The sequence below is a fragment of the Flavobacterium kingsejongi genome (assembly GCF_003076475.1).
GTDB lineage: Bacteria > Bacteroidota > Bacteroidia > Flavobacteriales > Flavobacteriaceae > Flavobacterium > Flavobacterium kingsejongi.
On the sequence record NZ_CP020919.1, the window covers coordinates 3,737,485 to 3,756,582 of the forward strand.

Annotated in this window: 12 protein-coding genes and 1 pseudogene; 7 read left to right on the forward strand and 6 right to left on the reverse strand. The window is 39.5% G+C overall.

The features are described 5' to 3' along the window. The first annotated feature begins 8 nt into the window (after positions 1-8). The gene (locus FK004_RS16870; RefSeq protein ID WP_108738316.1) at positions 9-803 is read left to right on the forward strand and encodes a superoxide dismutase; all 795 of its coding nucleotides are present in this window, start codon (positions 9-11) and stop codon (positions 801-803) included. Positions 804-914: 111 nt separating this feature from the next. Here the strand turns inward: FK004_RS16870 and FK004_RS19495 are convergent. The 3 genes and pseudogenes from FK004_RS19495 to FK004_RS16880 all read right to left on the reverse strand — a co-directional run. Next, positions 915-1,400 (reverse strand): annotated as a pseudogene (locus FK004_RS19495) (transposase); the annotation flags it as partial. A gap of 124 nt (positions 1,401-1,524) precedes the next feature. After that, on the reverse strand, positions 1,525-1,953 hold the full coding sequence (locus FK004_RS19500) for a hypothetical protein (RefSeq protein ID WP_227871629.1): 429 nt from the start codon (positions 1,951-1,953) through the stop codon (positions 1,525-1,527). Positions 1,954-2,055: 102 nt separating this feature from the next. Continuing rightward, complete coding sequence (locus FK004_RS16880) at positions 2,056-4,689, reverse strand: valine--tRNA ligase (RefSeq protein WP_108738317.1); 2,634 nt, start codon at positions 4,687-4,689, stop codon at positions 2,056-2,058. 317 nt (positions 4,690-5,006) lie between these two features. Here FK004_RS16880 and FK004_RS16885 point away from each other — a divergent pair, with 317 nt between their 5' ends. Beyond that, positions 5,007-5,435 (forward strand): DUF1573 domain-containing protein, encoded by a 429-nt coding sequence (locus tag FK004_RS16885; protein WP_108738889.1) that lies wholly within the window; start codon positions 5,007-5,009, stop codon positions 5,433-5,435. 35 nt (positions 5,436-5,470) lie between these two features. On the opposite strand, the gene FK004_RS16890 is transcribed toward FK004_RS16885, so the two are convergent. After that, a complete protein-coding gene (locus tag FK004_RS16890) occupies positions 5,471-6,799 on the reverse strand; it encodes a PDZ domain-containing protein (protein ID WP_108738318.1) in 1,329 nt (442 codons plus the stop codon). Between the two features lie 127 nt (positions 6,800-6,926). On the opposite strand from FK004_RS16890, the gene FK004_RS16895 reads away from it, so the two are divergent. Next, on the forward strand, positions 6,927-8,117 hold the full coding sequence (locus FK004_RS16895) for a pyridoxal phosphate-dependent aminotransferase (protein ID WP_108738319.1): 1,191 nt from the start codon (positions 6,927-6,929) through the stop codon (positions 8,115-8,117). Positions 8,118-8,268: 151 nt separating this feature from the next. Here FK004_RS16895 and FK004_RS16900 read toward each other — a convergent pair whose 3' ends face one another. Together FK004_RS16900 and FK004_RS16905 are read right to left on the reverse strand one after the other, a co-directional pair. Continuing rightward, positions 8,269-14,673, reverse strand: coding sequence for a T9SS type B sorting domain-containing protein (locus FK004_RS16900; RefSeq protein WP_108738320.1), 6,405 nt, complete (start codon positions 14,671-14,673; stop codon positions 8,269-8,271). Between the two features lie 9 nt (positions 14,674-14,682). After that, positions 14,683-15,129, reverse strand: coding sequence for a hypothetical protein (locus FK004_RS16905; protein ID WP_108738321.1), 447 nt, complete (start codon positions 15,127-15,129; stop codon positions 14,683-14,685). A 169-nt stretch (positions 15,130-15,298) separates the two neighbouring features. Here FK004_RS16905 and folE point away from each other — a divergent pair, with 169 nt between their 5' ends. The 4 genes from folE (at position 15,299) to lgt (ending at position 18,836) form a co-directional block, all read left to right on the forward strand. Continuing rightward, positions 15,299-15,970, forward strand: coding sequence for a GTP cyclohydrolase I FolE (gene folE, locus FK004_RS16910; RefSeq protein WP_108738322.1), 672 nt, complete (start codon positions 15,299-15,301; stop codon positions 15,968-15,970). Positions 15,971-16,072: 102 nt separating this feature from the next. Then, positions 16,073-17,554 (forward strand): cysteine--tRNA ligase, encoded by a 1,482-nt coding sequence (cysS, locus tag FK004_RS16915; protein WP_108738323.1) that lies wholly within the window; start codon positions 16,073-16,075, stop codon positions 17,552-17,554. A gap of 13 nt (positions 17,555-17,567) precedes the next feature. After that, positions 17,568-17,792, forward strand: a complete 225-nt coding sequence (gene yidD, locus FK004_RS16920) for a membrane protein insertion efficiency factor YidD (protein WP_108738324.1) — start codon at positions 17,568-17,570, stop codon at positions 17,790-17,792. A 102-nt stretch (positions 17,793-17,894) separates the two neighbouring features. Next, positions 17,895-18,836 (forward strand): prolipoprotein diacylglyceryl transferase, encoded by a 942-nt coding sequence (gene lgt, locus FK004_RS16925; protein WP_108738325.1) that lies wholly within the window; start codon positions 17,895-17,897, stop codon positions 18,834-18,836. Positions 18,837-19,098: the final 262 nt, after the last annotated feature.

Sequence of the window (19,098 nt, forward strand, 5' to 3'; positions counted from 1 at the left end):
CCTACATTATGAAGAAGACAAGTTTGTTTATTGCAACATTATTATTCGCTGCAGGTTTACAGTCCTGCAACAAAAAAGACAATTTAAAAGAAGTTGTAGAAGTTCCATTACCTGCAGAAAAGACTGAAGTTCCTGCATTGGGCAATCCTGCAGATGTAAAAGCGGATGCCGGACCTTTCCAGATTGTGGCACTTCCTTATGCCTATGATGCATTAGAGCCGAACATCGACGCCAAAACAATGGAGATCCATTATTCAAAACACTACCTTAAATATACGAATGAGCTGAATAAAGCTATAACCGGAACTGAGCTTGAGAAACAATCTATCGAAGATATCTTAGGTAAGCTGGATCTTGAAAACAAAGCCGTACGCAATAATGCAGGTGGTTATTACAACCATACCCTATACTGGGAGATCATGGGACCAAAAGCAGGTGGTGAGCCTAAAGGTGCTTTGGCCGAAGCGATCAATAAAGATTTCGGATCTTTTGAAGCTTTCAAAACACAATTAAGTGATGCTGCTGCAAAACGTTTCGGATCAGGATGGGCCTGGTTAGTTTTAGACAAAACAGGTAAATTGGTTATTGGTAGTACCGGGAATCAGGACAACCCACTAATGCCAAAAATGGAAATCTCCGGAAAACCTCTGTTAGGCCTGGATGTATGGGAACATGCTTACTACCTGAAATACCAAAACAAAAGACCCGATTATATTACCGCCTTTTTTAATGTAATCAACTGGGATGCTGTTGCCAAAAGATTTGAAGCTGCAAAAGGTCCAGCTGTACCTGCTGTAAAATAATAGCACAGTCTCATAATAAAAAAATCCGCTATAAGCGGATTTTTTTATGCACTGAACTTTGTCTAGTCCTAGAATAGCAATACAGGATTAATAATAATAAAAGTACATTTTTTAGACAGAAGTAGCTTCATGGTTACTTCTGTTTTTTGTTTTATAGGTTTTCATTTCTATTTCTTTTTGCTGATGCATTTGCATCGGAGTAAGCATATGATTAGAGCAATGCGGTCTTACTAGATTATAAATCTGTATAGATTCCTTAACTACTAACTTAATAATATTAAGTTGCTGATCATTATACCTATCTACTAAAAACTCCTGTTTTAATATCCCATTTACCCTTTCAGCGACCGCATTTTGATATGGATCATAAGACTCAGTCATGCTACAGCGCAGGTTTTTAGTCTTGCGTATCACTTTTTGATATTCATTAGAACAATATTGTATACCTCTATCTGAGTGATGGATTAACGACAAACAACTATTTTTCCTGCTCTTAAGAGCCATTTGTAAAGCTTTAAGACTATTTTCGGCATTTAAATTAGTAGCTACATTAAATCCCATGATCCGTTTTGAATATGCATCTGTTACTAAGCTTAAATAGCAGGGCTTACTTCTTTTTCCGAAAGAATGACTTGTTCAGACTTTGATTTCTTTAAGATTTTTCTTTTAATGCTACGATAATAGACCTGCCTGTCTATCCCGAACAAACTACAGGTAAAACCTAAGGTTTGTTTTTGTTCTTCTTTAAATAGGACAATTGTTCGGGTGATGAGTTTTTTCGGATATCGATATTATATTCTTTCTCTGCAATATCAATAAGCAAATCAAAAATAATAGCTTTCTTATCCGTAAAATTAACTTGTTGCTCCAGATGAGCTTTCTGTTTTTCAAGAAGCGTAACTTTAGCTTCGAGTTCCATGATTTGCTGTTCAGGTGTTTTAGCCATTTGAGATGGGGTTTGGGTTTCCCAATCAAAGTTACCAAATTTTCTAAGCCAACTAACAACTGTTGAACGTGCTTGCACACCATATTTTTTACAAGCGCCATGTGTAGATAACTCTCCTCGTTCAATCTCATGGACGATTTGCAATTTGAGAGACATACTGTAATCTCGCTGGGTTCGCTTTACATAATTTTTCTCTTTAGACATAATTGAGTTTTTTTTTGTATCGCTATTTCAGGACGGGACATTTTTTTTAAATAAAAAAGTCCCGGAAATACCGGGACTTTTTTAAACCATCATCTGATCTCACTATTTCAGGCCTGCCAGGCTCTGCTCTATTGTTTCAATCTTCGATAAAGCATCTGCTTCTTTTTGCCTTTCAATAGCCAATACTTTTTCAGGGGCATTATTGACAAACTTCTCGTTTGATAACTTAGCCTGCACTGATTTCAGGAATCCCTGATTGTATTTTAGTTCAGTTGTTAATTTCTCTATTTCTTCTTCAATATTAATCGAACCGGTCACCGGAATAAAATATTCATTTGATTTTACACGGAAGGATAAAGCACCATCTACTTTTTCAGTACCATATTCCAAAGTGCTGATATTTCCAAGCTTGGTAATGATACAGTCAAAATAAGTATCGGTTGCCTCATTATTAATCGCCTTAAGCTCAATTGCATCTTTGAATGCGATATTTTTGTCTTTACGGATCGTTCGTATTCCGGAAATTACTTCGGCTGCAAAATCAAAATCTGTAATGATTTTCTCCTCATAGGAAGTGATTTCTGGCCAGGTAGATACAATTAATGCATCTTCCGCTGTTCTTTCCTGGATAATGTGCCAAATCTCTTCTGTAAGGAATGGCATAAATGGATGCAGCAATTTCAGGTTTTGCTCCAACATGGTTATAGCACTATCAAATGTAGCTTTATCAATTGGAGCCTGGTAAGCCGGCTTAATCATTTCGAGGAACCAGGAACAAAAATCATCCCATACCAATTTATAAATGGTCATCAGTGCATCTGAAATCCTGTATTTTTCAAAGTGATCTTCAATTTCAACTAAGGTCTTTTGTAATTTAGCTCCATACCATGCAATAGCAGCTTTGGATGATTCCGGTTGCGGGATTGTATCACTAACCTCCCACCCTTTTATCAATCGGAAAGCATTCCACAATTTGTTTGTAAAAGCTTTTCCCTGATTGCATAATTCTTCATCAAACATAATATCGTTACCGGCAGAGGCACTCAAAAGCAATCCTACACGAACACCATCCGCACTAAATTTCTCAATAAGATCCAACGGATCTGGTGAGTTCCCTAATGATTTTGACATTTTTCGACGTTGCTTATCCCGTACCAAACCGGTCAGGTACACATTAGAAAATGGTTTTTGCCCTGTATATTCATATCCGGCAATCAGCATTCGGGCTACCCAGAAGAACAAGATGTCCGGCCCAGTAACCAAATCATTGGTCGGGTAATAGTATTTAAAATCTTCATTTTCCGGTTTTGTGATGCCGTTAAATACAGACATTGGCCACAGCCACGCAGAAAACCAGGTATCTAATGTATCCGGATCCTGTCTTAGGCTTTCCTGGGTTAAACCCGGATTATTTGTTTTGGATTTTGCCAATTCTAAGGCTTGCTCTTTGGTTTCGGCAACTACAAAATCTTCCTTACCATCACCATAATAATAAGCAGGAATTTGTTGCCCCCACCACAACTGACGGGAAATATTCCAATCGCGAATATTTTCAAGCCAGTGCCTGTAGGTATTATCAAAACGTTTTGGATATAACTTTACCTCTTCCGTTTCTAAGACTGCTTTTATGGCCGGCTTCACCAGTTCTTCCATGCTCAGGAACCATTGATCTGACAATCGTGGCTCAATCACAGCTTTAGTCCGTTCTGAAGTCCCGACTTTATTCAGGTGGTTTTCAATTTTATCAAGGTTACCCAATTCCTGTAATGCTACCGCAATTTCTTCACGAACTACAAAACGATCTTTACCCTGATATTCCAAACCAAACGAATTCAGTGTAGCATCTTCATTGAAAATATCAATAATCTCAAGATTATGCTTTTCTCCAAGCGTTTTGTCATTCATATCGTGTGCCGGCGTTACCTTAAGGCATCCGGTTCCAAATTCCATATCCACATATTCATCAAAAATGATAGGGATTACACGGTTGGCAATAGGCACAATCGCTTTTTTTCCTTGGAGGTGAAAATAGCGTTCATCATTCGGGTTGATACAAATAGCAGTATCCCCCAAAATGGTTTCAGGACGGGTAGTCGCTACAATAACGAATTCTTCCGAGCCTTCAATTTTATATTTTAAATGGTATAATTTGCCTTGTCTTTCTTCGTAGATTACCTCTTCATCAGAAAGGGTAGTTTTCGCTTCCGGATCCCAGTTTACCATTCGGTAGCCACGGTAGATCAACCCTTTGTTATACAAATCCGTAAAAGAATGGATTACAGCAGCGGACATTTCCGGATCCATTGTAAATTTAGTACGTTCCCAGTCACAGGAAGCCCCTAATTTCTTCAATTGATCTAAAATTACACCGCCATATTTATGTGTCCATTCCCAGGCATGATCTAAAAACTCTTCTCTGGTAAGATCATTTTTATTAATTCCTTCTGCTTTTAATTTAGCGACTACTTTGGCCTCTGTAGCAATAGAAGCATGATCCGTCCCCGGTACCCAACAAGCGTTAAACCCTTTTAAACGCGCTCTCCTGATCAGAACGTCCTGAATGGTATTATTCAGCATATGTCCCATGTGAAGGACGCCAGTTACGTTAGGTGGTGGGATTACAATAGTATAGGGCGTTCTATTATCGGGTTCCGAATGAAAATAATTATTTTTCATCCAGTAAGCGTACCATTTTTCTTCTACAGATTTGGCATCAAATTGAGCAGGGATTGTCATAAATTGTTTTTATTTCAGGTGTATTCGGCCAGCCTCTATGCTAAGCCCTGTTTACAACATATACTATTAAAGCCAAACGCAGCCCCATTATGCATAACATAACGCAGGAACTTCAGTTTGGAATAAAGTGCGATCAGGATCATTTAGCGGCACTGGCTACGGAATACTATTATTCTCAGGTTATATTTTGGACTGATTATTGTAATTCTTTACAAAAGTAATTATTCGCACAATATAAAAAAAGGGATTTAAATATTTGTGCTTTGATTAAAAGTAAGTATTTTTACGAAAACAACTTTAAATTAATTCAAAAAAAAATGAAAAAATTATTAGGTTTGATGGCTGTCGCAATAATCGGTATTTCCGGTTATGCACAATCCGGCCCTAAAATTCAATTCAAAACAGAAACAATTGATTATGGAACTGTAACTAAAGACAGTGATAATGGGCTGAGAACATTTGAGTTTACCAATATCGGAGATGCTCCACTAAATATCGTAAATGTGCAGTCTTCCTGTGGATGTACTATTCCCTCCTACTCTAAAGAGCCTATAATGCCTGGAAAAACAGGCAAAATCGAAGTAAAATATAATATGAGCCCTGGCCCAATACGTAAATCATTAACCGTAGAATCGAATGCGGTAAATATCGAGGGTGGACGTGTGCAACTTAAAATTAAAGGAAACGTCGAAGTCCCGAAAGAGACGAACATAATGGAAAAGAAAAAAGCCATTCCGGGATCATAACACAATACAAAAACACCTCAAACGGGGTGTTTTTTTTATAGTATATTTTTAAGCCTGAACTCATACTCCAACACTTGGTTCTTACGCCTGACCTGCATTTTAACCACCCTTCCTTCCTCCGATTGCAGCAAGTCGGTAATCTGTTGGATTGAATAGCGATATGCCGGCCTGTTGTTAATGGAAACCAGTATATCATCCTTAAGTAATCCTGCAACTCCCCCAGGCGAATCTTTCCGGACATTCGTAATACGATAAATGGGTTTTAAAATATAATTATACCTGAAATCATTGCCCCCAATATTGAAATTACTGGTTGAATTTGAGGATAAATTGGAAACAAAAATACCTTTATCATCTGCAATCCATTGTTTGCCACTATGCTCAATATCAATCCCACTCATATTATAATGGAAGGGCGTTAAAAAATATTTGTTCTTTTTGTAGTATAAGGTATTATTTCTATAATCAAAGATTAAGGAAAATCGTTTTAATACTTCATTCCCCACAGAGCCATTTCTGCCCTGTACAATCGAAAGATGCTGTAAAGAGGCATCATCTGGAAATGCTGCCAGCGGGTACTGAAACATTTCTTTTCCGAAGTACAATTCAGCAACTTTACTTCTTCTGCCATAAATATCACCACTAAACCCAGTTCCCAGATAGTCTTCAAAATTATGTGCTGGAATTTTTAGCCGTTCATTAGTATCTTCAAACAGGAATAAAGCATTGGTACTACCGGAATCCACCAGTAATTTCACCGGAATGGGTAATCCTTCTTCAAGTACCACAGCAGACATAACATAGGGCTTTCCTTTTTCGATGCTGATATCCAATACATCGTATTTTTTTAACTTCCGTGGCCTTACATCTTCCAGGCTTTTGTAGACTATAATTTTCCTGGAACTATAATTTATTTCCACTATATTATTTTTAAAGAAATTATACCCTGTAATCCCGTGCACAGGAATTCCGAGTTGTGAAGAGAAATTGATATCCCCATCAGAAATAATATAGAGGGTATGCTTAAAGTCTTTCATCCCCTCGATTTCCATTGTATTATTGTTTGATTTCAAAGCTTCAAAAGCCGCTCCGCTCCCGAGTCCTTTGAGGCTTATTTTTTCTACATCAAAAAGGTTGAGTTCTTCTATATTTTCAAGATTGAATAAAACCGTTTTTTCCACACCCGTATCCAGGATAAACTGAAATTTCACTTTGTTGACAACAACGGGAAAAACAATAAGGTTATTGACGAACTTAAACGGAATTACAATCTTGTTTTTATCCGGTCGCCAGGATAACGAATCCTGGCAATATGATAAGATTGGGAGGCCAAAAATAAGGATTATAAAAAAAATTCGGCGCATGGGGAAGGATTTGCCTAAAGTTAGTAAAAATTAACAGTAAAATATTTTTTGAACCCAATTTTTCGAACTGCCTGATACTGTATAATTTTAAAAAAAATTGCAAATTTGCACAACTAAAATTTATCATATGCCATCTATTTCAAATAAAGGAAAATTAATGCCGGAATCACCCATCAGAAAGTTGGTTCCCTATGCTGAAATTGCAAAAAGAAACGGAAATAAAGTATACCACCTGAATATCGGGCAACCGGACATTAAGACTCCAGAAGTAGCGATTAATGCGGTTAAGAATATTGATATTAAAGTTCTTGAATACAGTCATTCTGCAGGCTTTGAAAGCTACAGGACTAAACTTTCACAATATTACCGCGATCACGGGCTTCCAATTGAAACGGAAGATATCATTATTACTACCGGCGGTTCCGAAGCCCTATTGTTTGCCATGGGAAGTACGATGGATGTGGATGATGAAATCATTATCCCAGAGCCTTTTTATGCAAATTACAATGGTTTCTCTATCGCTTCTGGCGTAAAAGTAGTTCCCGTTATCTCTACCATCGATGATGGGTTTGCGTTACCTCCAATTGCGGCATTTGAGAAATTAATTACACCAAAAACAAAAGCAATCTTAATTTGTAATCCAGGTAACCCTACAGGGTATCTTTATTCTAAAGAAGAAATTATGCAACTTGCAGCCATTGTAAAAAAGCATGATCTTTTTCTTATCGCTGATGAAGTATACCGTGAGTTCATTTACGATGGAGAAGAACATTTCTCTGTTATGAATGTTCCGGGACTGGAAGAACATGCGATTATGATTGATTCTGTTTCCAAACGGTACAGTATGTGTGGTGCCCGAATAGGATGTATCGTTTCCAAAAACAAAGCAGTAATGGCAACAGCTATGAAATTTGCACAGGCACGTTTGAGTCCTCCTACATTTGCACAAATTGCCAGTGAGGCAGCATTAGAAACGCCACAAAGTTATTTTGATGAAGTTATCACGGAATATAAAGATCGCAGGGACACTTTAATCGCTGAACTTCAAAAGATAGAAGGCGTAAAAGTTGCCTCGCCAAAAGGAGCTTTCTACTGTATTGCCCAGCTACCTGTTGACAATGCCGACCAGTTTGCTCAATGGTTATTGGAGAGCTTTGACTATAATAAAGAAACTGTAATGGTAGCACCTGCTGCAGGTTTTTACTCTACTCCAAATGTTGGATTAAATGAAGTTCGTTTAGCGTATGTATTGAAAAAAGAAGACCTGATAAAATCAGTGGCCATCCTGAAGGAAGCTTTAAAAGCCTACAAGAACTAACAACTCACCTAATATTAAAAAAGGCCTGATTCAGTTTTGAATCAGGCCTTTTTTATGGTCTAGAAGCATACTAAGAAATTTTCTGCTTTTACTAGTACAAAAAAAAGCTGCCAAATAATGGCAGCTTTTTTTATTGTATTCTCATTTTACATTATCGTTTTAATGAGAAGTGAGCTTTAAATTCTCTTGTTTGTCCATCTTCTTCAAATGTCACAGTGAACCAGTAATCTGTTGATGGAAGTAGTTGACCGTTGTAGGTTCCATTCCATCCTTCTGAGGTGCTGCTGATTTGTTTTAGTAATTTGCCGTATCGGTCAAATATATAAATTTTTGCGTTAGGTTGGTTCTCCAGTCCTATAATATTCCAGGTATCGTGGTAACCGTCTCCATTAGGCGTAAAGTAATGCGGATAGTTGATGGCAATAACCTCTACCGGAGCATTAAAGTCACATCCATTCTGGTCAATTACCTTCACATTATGAACCCCTGGCGTTACGTTAGTAAACACATTGCTCGTCTGTGGTGTACCTTCATCCAACTGGAATACATAGTCGCCATAACCGCCTGTTACATTCACTGTAAGGGTTTGCTCATCAGAGAATGCTCCGCTTACCGTAGTAGTGAATACTGCCGGGCCGGATTGTCCTACTACTGAAACTGGTGACATTAAAGAAACACATCCTGTAGCGGTATCTGTTACCTGTACCGTGTAGTCTCCAATTTCACTTGCGGAATAGGTATTCCCTGTAGCTCCTACAATTGCTGTTCCTCCTAAATACCATTGGAAACTATGAGTAGCCGTAGTATAACTCGCAGGCTCAATTGTCAATACTAATTCAGACAATACATTACCATTGGTAGAATCCACACAAATCACTCCCTTACCATTATTGATAATCGGTTCCGGTAGTTTATTGATGGTAAATACTATCGAAGTAGTAGCCACACATGGAGTCGTAGTCTGACCGTTTACAATACGGATCCAGATCGTAGTCAAAGGACCAACCATATGCGCTGTTGCATCGGTAATGGCATTCACACCTGCTATAGCATCGGACTCAGAAGTGTGATAGCTTACCGGGAAGTCTGCTACCGGAGTTTGTGTACCCCGAACAATAGCATCAAGAGTAGTCAGGTCATAAGCAATCTGGCCATCATTAGTACCGTCTTCATCACACTGGGTAACATCTGCCGGTTTAGTAGCCACGGCTGCATCTTCAACCAATAAGATCAGGTCAGCAATGCGGATACAACCCGTAGCGTTGTTCACCACTTTTACAGCAATAGTCTGTTGCGGGATAGTCACATTCTGGTACATATTCGGCAATGCGCCAACACCATTTTGTGCATCTGTAGCATTCAGGTAATACGTTACGGTATAATCTGCAGGATCCTGAGGCGGTACCTGAGTTGGGTCATTCGATCCTAAAATCGTTGGCACATGTCCTGCAAGGTCAAATACCTCCTGCCCATTGCCATCGGTTTCACACATTACAAAGTTCGAGTTATGAACTGTCGGAAGCGGATTCACTTTCAGAACCAGTTCCACTACTACACCACATCGCCCTGGGCTTAGTGAATTCGTAGCACGAACATAGATCGTGGTCAATGGTCCTGCCGGATATGCTGTAATCTGAGCTGTTGGGATGGCATTGGTTTCGGCCAAAGCATCTTCCGGTGTCAGGTAGTAACCGAAGGTAAGATTCACTTCTGAACCTGCAATAACAGGTTCGTAAGAGGTAAGGTCAAATTCTTCAATACCATCTCCAGGGTTATTGTTATCACACAATTCAAATGGGGCTACTGTGGTAGCTACATTTGGAAGTGGAAGGATTACGTAAGTTAAAGTAGTAAAACTGAAACATCCTGTTGCATTATTGATCACTTTTACGCCAAATGTATGTGGCCCTAAAGGATAAGCTGCATTATCAAAATGTTGTGGATCGGTAATCAGTCCTGTTCCTGCCTGAGCATCTGCCGGGGTCGGATAGAATTCAAAAGTATACAAGGATACATCGTTTCCTGCTCCTATGATTTCCTGGTTTTTAACCGTGATATCAAAAATCGCACGCCCATTATCATCACAAACATACAATCGTGTTGGGGCTGTAACTACCGGTGGCAGGTTCACCTTAACATTGAATGTACCGATGTCGAAACAGCCTGTAGCGGTATCTTCAATACGCACCCAGATCGGTTGTGGATTTACAGAGTTGATAAAAGCTCCAGGGCTACTGATAGCTGGAACACCTTGTTCTGCATTGGCTAACGAAACATAATAACGGATCGTATAGGTACCACCCGGATTAGCGGCCTGTATGATTGGCGTCTGAAGGTTCAGGTTAAATGGAGCAAATCCATCCTGATTGGTATCACAAACGGTAAGATCAGATAAAGTTGGAACTACCGGAGCAGCTTTCACTTCCAATACAATTGGGAATATACGGAAACAACCGGTATCATCATTCTCAATACGCACCCAGATCGTTTGCATAAAAGCAACTGAATTCTGGAATGTAGTCTCATCTAAAATACCTGTATTGCCATTTTGGGCATTGGTTTCTGTCTCATAATAGGTAACACTTACTCCTGGAGCACCATCGATGATGTCCTGAGTTAAAGTCGTAAGGTCAAAAAATGCATATCCATCGCCATCAGCATCACAAACAGTATAGTTTTCTGTCGGTGGCATTGGTGTTGGGATTGGGCTTACCCTTAAATCTAAGAAGGTACGTGATACACATCCTGTAGCAGGATTGGTAACTACGGCTACTATCGTTTGGGCATAAGGCACCTGATTGGTATAGATATAAGGTAGTGGCGCCGTTCCTGCATTGGCAGCAGCTTCATCAAAGAAGAATGTAACCACCATGCCTATTTGGGTACCTACGATCTCAGGAACTTTGGTTCCAAGATCAAAAACCTCTACTCCATCTCCAGAAACATCATCACAAAGCACATAAAGGCTAGGTAAAGTAGCCACCGGAAGTGGATTAACTCTTAAAATAAGTTGTACAATATCAAAACATCCGGTAGTGTTATGCTCTACACGCACATAAAGCGTCTGAGGATTACTGGTATTTGGATAGGATAGAACATTAAGGATCGGGCTGATATTTCCTACGGCATTCGCCTGGGAAGTAAAGTAGCTAACGGTATGCTGCGCCGGATCTAAAGTCCCAAGAATCTCTGGAGTTTTAGTGGTCAGGTTAAACAGGTGTACCCCATCAATAGTACCATCATCATCACAAAGCTCATAAGGTGTCGGATCTGTAGCAATTGGTGTAGGATATACGATCAGTTGCAATTCCACGATATCGTAACAAGGCGTCAGGGTAGAATGTACATTCACATAGATGGTCTGAAGCCATGGTGTTACGTTATTGTAAGGTAAAGTCGTATTGATCGGGTTGATCGAGTTATCGGCATCTTCCGGTGTTTCATGGAAGGTTACTGTCACTCCGGTGGCTCCACCAGTTACAGCAGCAATTACATCGGCAAGGTTGAACATACCATAACCGTCACTGTTAGGATCACAATAGGTCAGCGGCTCCGGGGTGATGGCTACCGGACCCGGGATGATCTCCAGTTGTAAGGTCGTTGTATCATAACAGGTAGTGGCATCATTTTGCACCCGTACATAAATGGTCTGTGGGTTATTACCATCGCTGGTATATAATAATGGTAATGGGGAAGTCGCACTATCGGCATCGGCCTGGGTGTAGTAATAACTTACTGTCACTCCGGTAGCTCCGCCTGTAATCTCATTATTTTTTGTGGACAGGTTAAATACGGAAACGTTAGGGTTGATTCCATCGCTACACGCAAATAAAGTTGTTGGCTGCACTACTGTTGGTAGTGGATTAACAATAATATGGAATGACCCTACAGAGAAACATCCTGTAGCAGTATTCTCTACCCGGAACCAGATAATATCATCCGGACCACCAACATGTGCTGTGGGTACCGCAATAACATTGGTTCCTCCCGTAGCATCTGCCTGGCTCGTATAATACGTAATCACCATGCCGGTAGCATTTGCGATTAACTCTGCATTTTTAGTGGTAAGGTCAAAAACCTCGATACCATCCCCTGGATTGTCATAATCACAAAGTGCATAATTGGAAACGTTGGTATTGATCAGTGGTCGTGGATCAACTATCAGTACCAAAGTGGTAAATGCCGGACATTGTGGTCCTGTTGGTGGTGCATTTACATTCACTACACGAACATAAACAGTTTGTGTATTAGGGACAATGTTAGGATATGGTGACCGTAACGCTAATGATGGGGCTCCCAAAGCCGCATCGGCCTGGGTAGCATAATAGGACACTACAAGATCTGGGTTACCACCCGTGATTGCAGCATTGTTATTCGTTAGCATAAACGTTGAGAATCCGTCATAATTCAGGTTCTCATCACAAACATGCATCGGGGCAGGATCGAAAATAACGGAAGTAGGGATTACAAAAAGGGTAAAGCTGGTTGTAGCAAAACAGGTAGGTGTTGAACCTACTACTCTTACATAGATTACCTCATTGTTGTTTCCGGTATAAGTAGCCGGAGTTCCAATTGCATTGAGCCCTGCATCCGCATCCGCCTGGTTGTTATAATAAGAAACCGTATAATTCGCTGGATTCTGGCCGTTTAATGCCGCAGCATTCTGGCTTGTTAAATTGAAAACACCAATACCATCATTCGGATTCTCATCACAAATACTTAAATTCGGTAAAGTACCGATTGTTGTCACTGCGCCGAATATGATTTGGAAAGGAACTGTTTTAAAACAGCCACTATTAAAACTCTCAACGCGGATATAAATAGTTTCCGTTTGCGTACTTACATAAGCATTATCCGGAAATATTGGGCTAAAGTTAGTATTGGCATCAGCCTGACTATGGAAATAGCTTACTAAATAATCCCCTGGATTTAATGCTCCAAGGACAAGTGGCGTATTTTCTGTTAAATCAATTGTTGCTGGTGGTGGTGTACAAAATTCAAAATTCTTAGGCGTTCCTAAAAGAATTTCCGGCTGTACGTTCACACATACTACATGATGATATTCACAATCAAAATTATCAATTGCAGTATAGGTATAACAATGTTCTCCTTCCGTAGTTGGAGTAATCGTCACAGGATTCCCCGTACCAACATCCCATGTTGCAGAAACAATGGTCGGTGTAAAAGAGAGGTCTCCAGGTACTAAAGCAGGATCAAAAGTCAATCCCCAGGAAAAAATATAACCATTATCACTGGCCAGGTTATCTGTAACAGTAATCGTCCAGTTACCATTCAAAGGGCTACCAATTAAAGATGCAAATGATCCTGTTGGTAAATAGGTCCCTGGTGCAACTGTATTTCCTGGTGTATTTGTAGATGGAATGGTTGCTCCATTCACTAAAAAGGTGGTTCCTGACATGGAAAAACAATAATCCAAGCCTATACCGGGTCCTGCTGCCACATCCTCTGCTGTTCCTCCCGGATCAAAAGGATGCCCTAAATGCAGGCCACCACCACCACCGCCTGTACCATTGTAAGGTTTCAAAATGGCTACCTGTCCGCTTGGACTGGTTATAGTAATCTCCAAATCTCCTAAATAGGAATGTTCCATATTAAGACAGATCTGCTGTAATTGATTGATATTGGTCAATGTCTGTCCCGAAGAGAAACAATCTACCGTTACTGAAGTTTGATAGGATACTCCAGACCCATCAGGAAGAAATGTAGTACCACTTACCGGTGGAGTACACTGATAATTAAAGGGCACTGCAGTGACCACTCCTGTCAAGGTCGCGGGATCCCCAAAACAAATTTCACCGGGTCCAGTGGTCCCTGTAAAATCCGGGGTGGTCGAAACCTGGACAATAATATTTAAAAAATTCTGATTGGTACAGTTATTAGCATCCCGTACTAATAAATTTACCCTGTAAACACCTGGGTTCACAAAAGTTGTAGTAGCAGAAGCTCCGGTACCGGTACTTCCATTATTAAAATCCCATGTATAGGTTGCTCCTACACCGCTTGAAGAAAAGGTTGCAGAACCATTAAAAGTAACCGCCGTATTTTGGCAGATTCGAATAACACCATCTGCATCCTGTGCCGGCGAAGAACCGTTAAAAACGGCATTAATAGCCTGACAAGGTACTATACAAGAAACTGCAGCAACCCAGCCTGTGCCGGTTACTGATGCATCCGATGTAAACTGAACCGTGATACATCCTGTTGGGTTTTCCGTAGTAGCCTGAACGACACTAGGGCTATCTGTCCCGGAATATGTCCCGAATGCCGGAGATGTCGTGTTAGGACCATTATATATCGTCATTACATCACCCGTACCGAGATTAAACGCTGAGAAGTTCAGTCGTATCCCTGCCCCGGGTGTCGTTGGACAAAATGTTTTTGTAAAATTCTGATTATTCCCATAATTCCCGGTAGCTCCCCCAGAATCATAAAATGTCCCCGCACAAGTATTAACTGGCGCGTTGCTCATGTTATAATTTTGAGCAAATACAGAAAAGAATAATAAATTAAAAAATAAGAGTAAAAGCTTCTTCATAATAACTAGTTACTTTTTTAAAACGGGTTGGGGGTAAATAACAATGACTTTATCTGTATTATCTATTCTATAGATTACGGTAGTTCGGGCATGAAACCTGAATTCATACTTCAAAGGATTGAAAGTATTCTCATCTACTACAGTATCACGCTTTAAATCAGGATTATTGGTAGTATACAATGGTACCGAAGAGAGTTTTGGGTATTTTTCGTCCTTTTCTGCTTTCAAATCCTCAATTTTAACCCTTTTGGTCAGGATATCATTCAGGTCTTTTAAGCGATTAGGAACATTCAGTACTAACGCCTGTAATTGGTTTCCAAAAACTTCTGAAATTCTCGGATCTACCGTAGCGGGACTGAGATTTTCAATACTTGTTGGCGCATCATTATGATTCTGCGAAACGCTTTTGGTAACGATAAAACCCAAAAATAGTAATAATAGGTACTTTATTCTCATCTTGATAACATGTTTTAAGGGACGAAATTTACATAATTTTAAGAAATAATTGTACTAAATTTAATAAATTTTCAAATATTAACATCTCACTATTTTCTTTTCTATTTGTTTAGGTTTAATTATTTATCTTTGCTCATTATTTTTCAAACTTAAACACAGTAGTATCATAATGATCCATAACGAAGATTTTTCAGACGAAATTGGAGACAATCATATCGCAACAAATGCAGTAAATCCCCTGAGAAAAGATGCTTTTGATATTTCAGACGACCAAAAAATTGAGCGTATAAAAAAAGACGTAGAAAACATTCTAAATACCCTGGGAATGGACCTTACAGATGACAGCATGAAAGGAACCCCAAACCGGGTTGCTAAAATGTTTGTCAAGGAAATTTTTGGAGGACTTAATCCAGCCAAAAAACCAAGTGCCTCTACTTTTGATAACAATTATAAATATGGGGAAATGTTGGTTGAAAAGAACATTACTCTTTATTCCACCTGTGAGCACCACCTTTTACCTATTATAGGCAGGGCCCATATTGGCTATATTTCAAATGGTACTGTAGTCGGATTATCTAAAATGAACCGCATTGTCGATTATTTTGCAAAAAGACCACAGGTACAGGAAAGACTAACCATGCAAATCGTACAGGAACTTCAGAAGGTATTAGGTACGGATAGCGTAGCTTGTGTGATCGATGCTAAACACCTTTGCGTAAACTCCAGAGGAATCCGCGATATTGAAAGCAGCACGGTAACGTCTGAATTCGGCGGAAAATTCAAAGAAGAACAAACCCGCAGGGAATTCCTGAACTATATCCAGCTGGATACTAAGTTTTAATCCTGATTGCGTTTACCCTATGTTATCCGGTAACTTTTAGGCCTGCATACGATTCTAATTACAGGCAGACAGAAAGAAAACCAACTAAAACAAAATCATAATATGCCATTATATAAAAATCAAACTATAAAATTATACAATTCTTTATCGGGAGAAAAAGAAGTTTTCAGGCCAATACACGAAGGTAATGTTGGAATGTATGTTTGTGGACCTACCGTTTACAATTTAGTACACCTGGGAAATTGTAGAACTTTTATTTCTTTTGATTTAATATTCCGATACCTGAAACACCTGGATTATAAAGTACGGTATGTCCGTAATATTACGGATGTAGGCCATATTGTGGATGACGAAGATGAAGGAGAAGATAAGATTGGGAAAAAGGCACGTTTGGAACAATTGGAACCGATGGAAGTCGTACAGCGCTATACGGTTGATTTTCATCAGATCCTGGAATTATTCAACAATCTCCCACCGAGTATTGAACCTACTGCCACGGGCCACATTATCGAACAAATCGAAATTATCAAGAAAATTATCGATAATGGCCTCGCCTATGTTGTAAATGGCTCTGTCTATTTTGATGTATTAAAATATAATGAAACCCATCATTACGGTATCTTAAGCGGTCGTAATATAGACGATATGCTCGCCAATACCCGAGAACTTGCCGGGCAATCGGAGAAAAAGAATCCTCAGGATTTTGCTTTATGGAAAAAAGCAGAACCGGAACATATCATGCGATGGCCTTCCCCGTGGAGCGATGGTTTTCCGGGCTGGCATTTGGAATGTACCGCTATGAGTACAAAATACCTGGGCAATCATTTTGATATTCATGGAGGCGGTATGGATTTAAAATTCCCGCATCATGAATGTGAAATTGCACAAAATGAAGCCTGCACAGGCCATACACCGGTAAATTACTGGATGCATGCCAATATGCTTACGCTGAATGGTAAAAAAATGTCAAAATCTACAGGAAACAATATCCTGCCAAGAGAAATCTTCACAGGAAACAATGCTGCCCTAAGCAAAGCATTCTCCCCTGCTGTAGCACGTTTTTTTATGCTGCAGGCACATTACAGAAGTATACTGGATTTTTCAAATGACGCTATACTGGCTGCCGAAAAAGGATTTAACCGCCTGATGGAAGCCCTGGAAAGCACGGCTGAAATAAATCCCGCTAAAACATCAACACTGAACATCGAAACCTGGAAACAATCCTGCTATGATGCTATGAATGATGACTTTAACAGCCCTATCCTGATAGCTAACTTATTTGAAGGCGTACGCTATATCAATCTGCTAAAAGAATCTAAGGAAACACTTACTGCAGAAGATTTAAAAACAATCGAAAAAACAATGAACGCTTTTGTTTTTGACGTTTTAGGCCTTGCTGACAAAAATATATCGAACGACCAGACCGAAAAACTGGAAGGAATCGTGAACATGCTTATCACAATGCGAAACGAAGCAAGAGCGAATAAGGATTTTGCACTTTCCGATCAAATTCGGGACCAATTGATTACATTGGGTATCCAGTTAAAAGATGGTAAAGACGGTACTACATTTTCCGTCAATTAATCGATAGCCTATTTTGATTAAAAAAATAATCATATTCCCTTTTATAGTTTTGATCCGGTTTTACCAGGGTGCCATTTCACCATTTACACCTGCAGTATGCCGCTACACTCCTACCTGCTCCCATTATGCCGCTGAGGCCTTACAGAAACACGGGTTATTCAAAGGAGGATGGCTGGCACTAAAACGCATAGGCAGTTGCCATCCCTGGGGAGGCAGTGGTTATGATCCTGTACCCTGAAATCAACATAACAGTGTTGAAAAAATATATAAATGCTAACCGACACAAAAGTATACTCCGGGAATAAATCTTTACTTTTACAGAAACACAATCTATTTTAATATGACACATCCCTTAGGAATTGTTTGGAATCCTTCAGAAGGTATCGCCATAGGTTCATTTACCATTCGCTTTTACAGCCTCATGTTTGTCGTTGCCTTTGCTTTAGGCTGGTACATCATGAAGAAAATCTTTGAAAGAGAAGATGAGTCTATCGAAAAATTAGACTCCCTATTCATTTATACCGTTATCGCTACATTGATTGGAGCACGTTTGGGACATGTTTTCTTCTATGACTGGCCCTATTTTAAAAATCACTTATTGGAGATTTTTCTGCCGGTTAAATTTGAGCCTGAATTCCACTTCACAGGATTTGCCGGATTAGCCAGTCATGGTGCGGCTATAGCCATCATCCTGACGATGTATTATTACAGTAAAAATATCATCCGAAGACCGCTCTTATGGGTACTGGATCGTGTTGTACTTCCCGTTGCCAGTGGTGCTATTTTTGTACGTTTAGGTAATTTTTTAAATTCAGAAATTTATGGCCATGTGACTTCAGGCGATTCACCATTTGCAGTAAAATTCATTCGGGAAGAAGAATTCTGGCAAAATCATGACTTAAACCAGATCACCCAAACCAGCAACACTAATCAGGCCTACAAACTCATCCAAAATGATCCGCAGTTTGCAGAATACCTTAATGCCATCCCTTTCAGGCATCCGGCACAATTGTATGAAGCATTTGGCTACATCTTTGTTTTTGCCATCTTATATTTCCTCTACTGGAAAACCGATGCGCGTAAAAAAACGGGATACTTGTTCGGTGTATTTTTAGTAACCTTATGGACTGTTCGTTTTATCGTGGAGTTTGTTAAACAAAGCCAGGGAGGCTTTGAAGGCGAGAATCCCATACTGCTCACAGGTCAATGGCTGAGTATTCCATTTATTATCGCAGGCTTGTATTTCATGATTAAGGCAAAGAAAAATCCAGATATCATTTAATATTTTCACAGCATAACATTATAACCGGTAGCCAACAACTACCGGTTTTTTTATGCGCAGCTGTTTTATATAATAGAAACATTACTGACATTACAAAGCTTCCATCACCACAAAAAAAGTTCCGATAGCCACTATAAGTGCAAATTCCGGTTATATTGATCACCCCATTCCGTTTTAAAGTGAGCACCTGATTCCAGTTCAAAATGACCACCTAATTCCGGTGCAAAGTGAGCACCTCCGTTTTGATTAAAAACTATATTTT

Coding starts and splice junctions, on each gene's coding strand:
- FK004_RS16870 (WP_108738316.1), top strand. CDS start 9: ATGAAGAAGACAAGTTTGTTTATTGCAACATTATTATTCGCTGCAGGT.
- FK004_RS19500 (WP_227871629.1), bottom strand. CDS start 1,953: ATGTCTAAAGAGAAAAATTATGTAAAGCGAACCCAGCGAGATTACAGT.
- FK004_RS16880 (WP_108738317.1), bottom strand. CDS start 4,689: ATGACAATCCCTGCTCAATTTGATGCCAAATCTGTAGAAGAAAAATGG.
- FK004_RS16885 (WP_108738889.1), top strand. CDS start 5,007: ATGAAAAAATTATTAGGTTTGATGGCTGTCGCAATAATCGGTATTTCC.
- FK004_RS16890 (WP_108738318.1), bottom strand. CDS start 6,799: ATGCGCCGAATTTTTTTTATAATCCTTATTTTTGGCCTCCCAATCTTA.
- FK004_RS16895 (WP_108738319.1), top strand. CDS start 6,927: ATGCCATCTATTTCAAATAAAGGAAAATTAATGCCGGAATCACCCATC.
- FK004_RS16900 (WP_108738320.1), bottom strand. CDS start 14,673: ATGAAGAAGCTTTTACTCTTATTTTTTAATTTATTATTCTTTTCTGTA.
- FK004_RS16905 (WP_108738321.1), bottom strand. CDS start 15,129: ATGAGAATAAAGTACCTATTATTACTATTTTTGGGTTTTATCGTTACC.
- folE (WP_108738322.1), top strand. CDS start 15,299: ATGATCCATAACGAAGATTTTTCAGACGAAATTGGAGACAATCATATC.
- cysS (WP_108738323.1), top strand. CDS start 16,073: ATGCCATTATATAAAAATCAAACTATAAAATTATACAATTCTTTATCG.
- lgt (WP_108738325.1), top strand. CDS start 17,895: ATGACACATCCCTTAGGAATTGTTTGGAATCCTTCAGAAGGTATCGCC.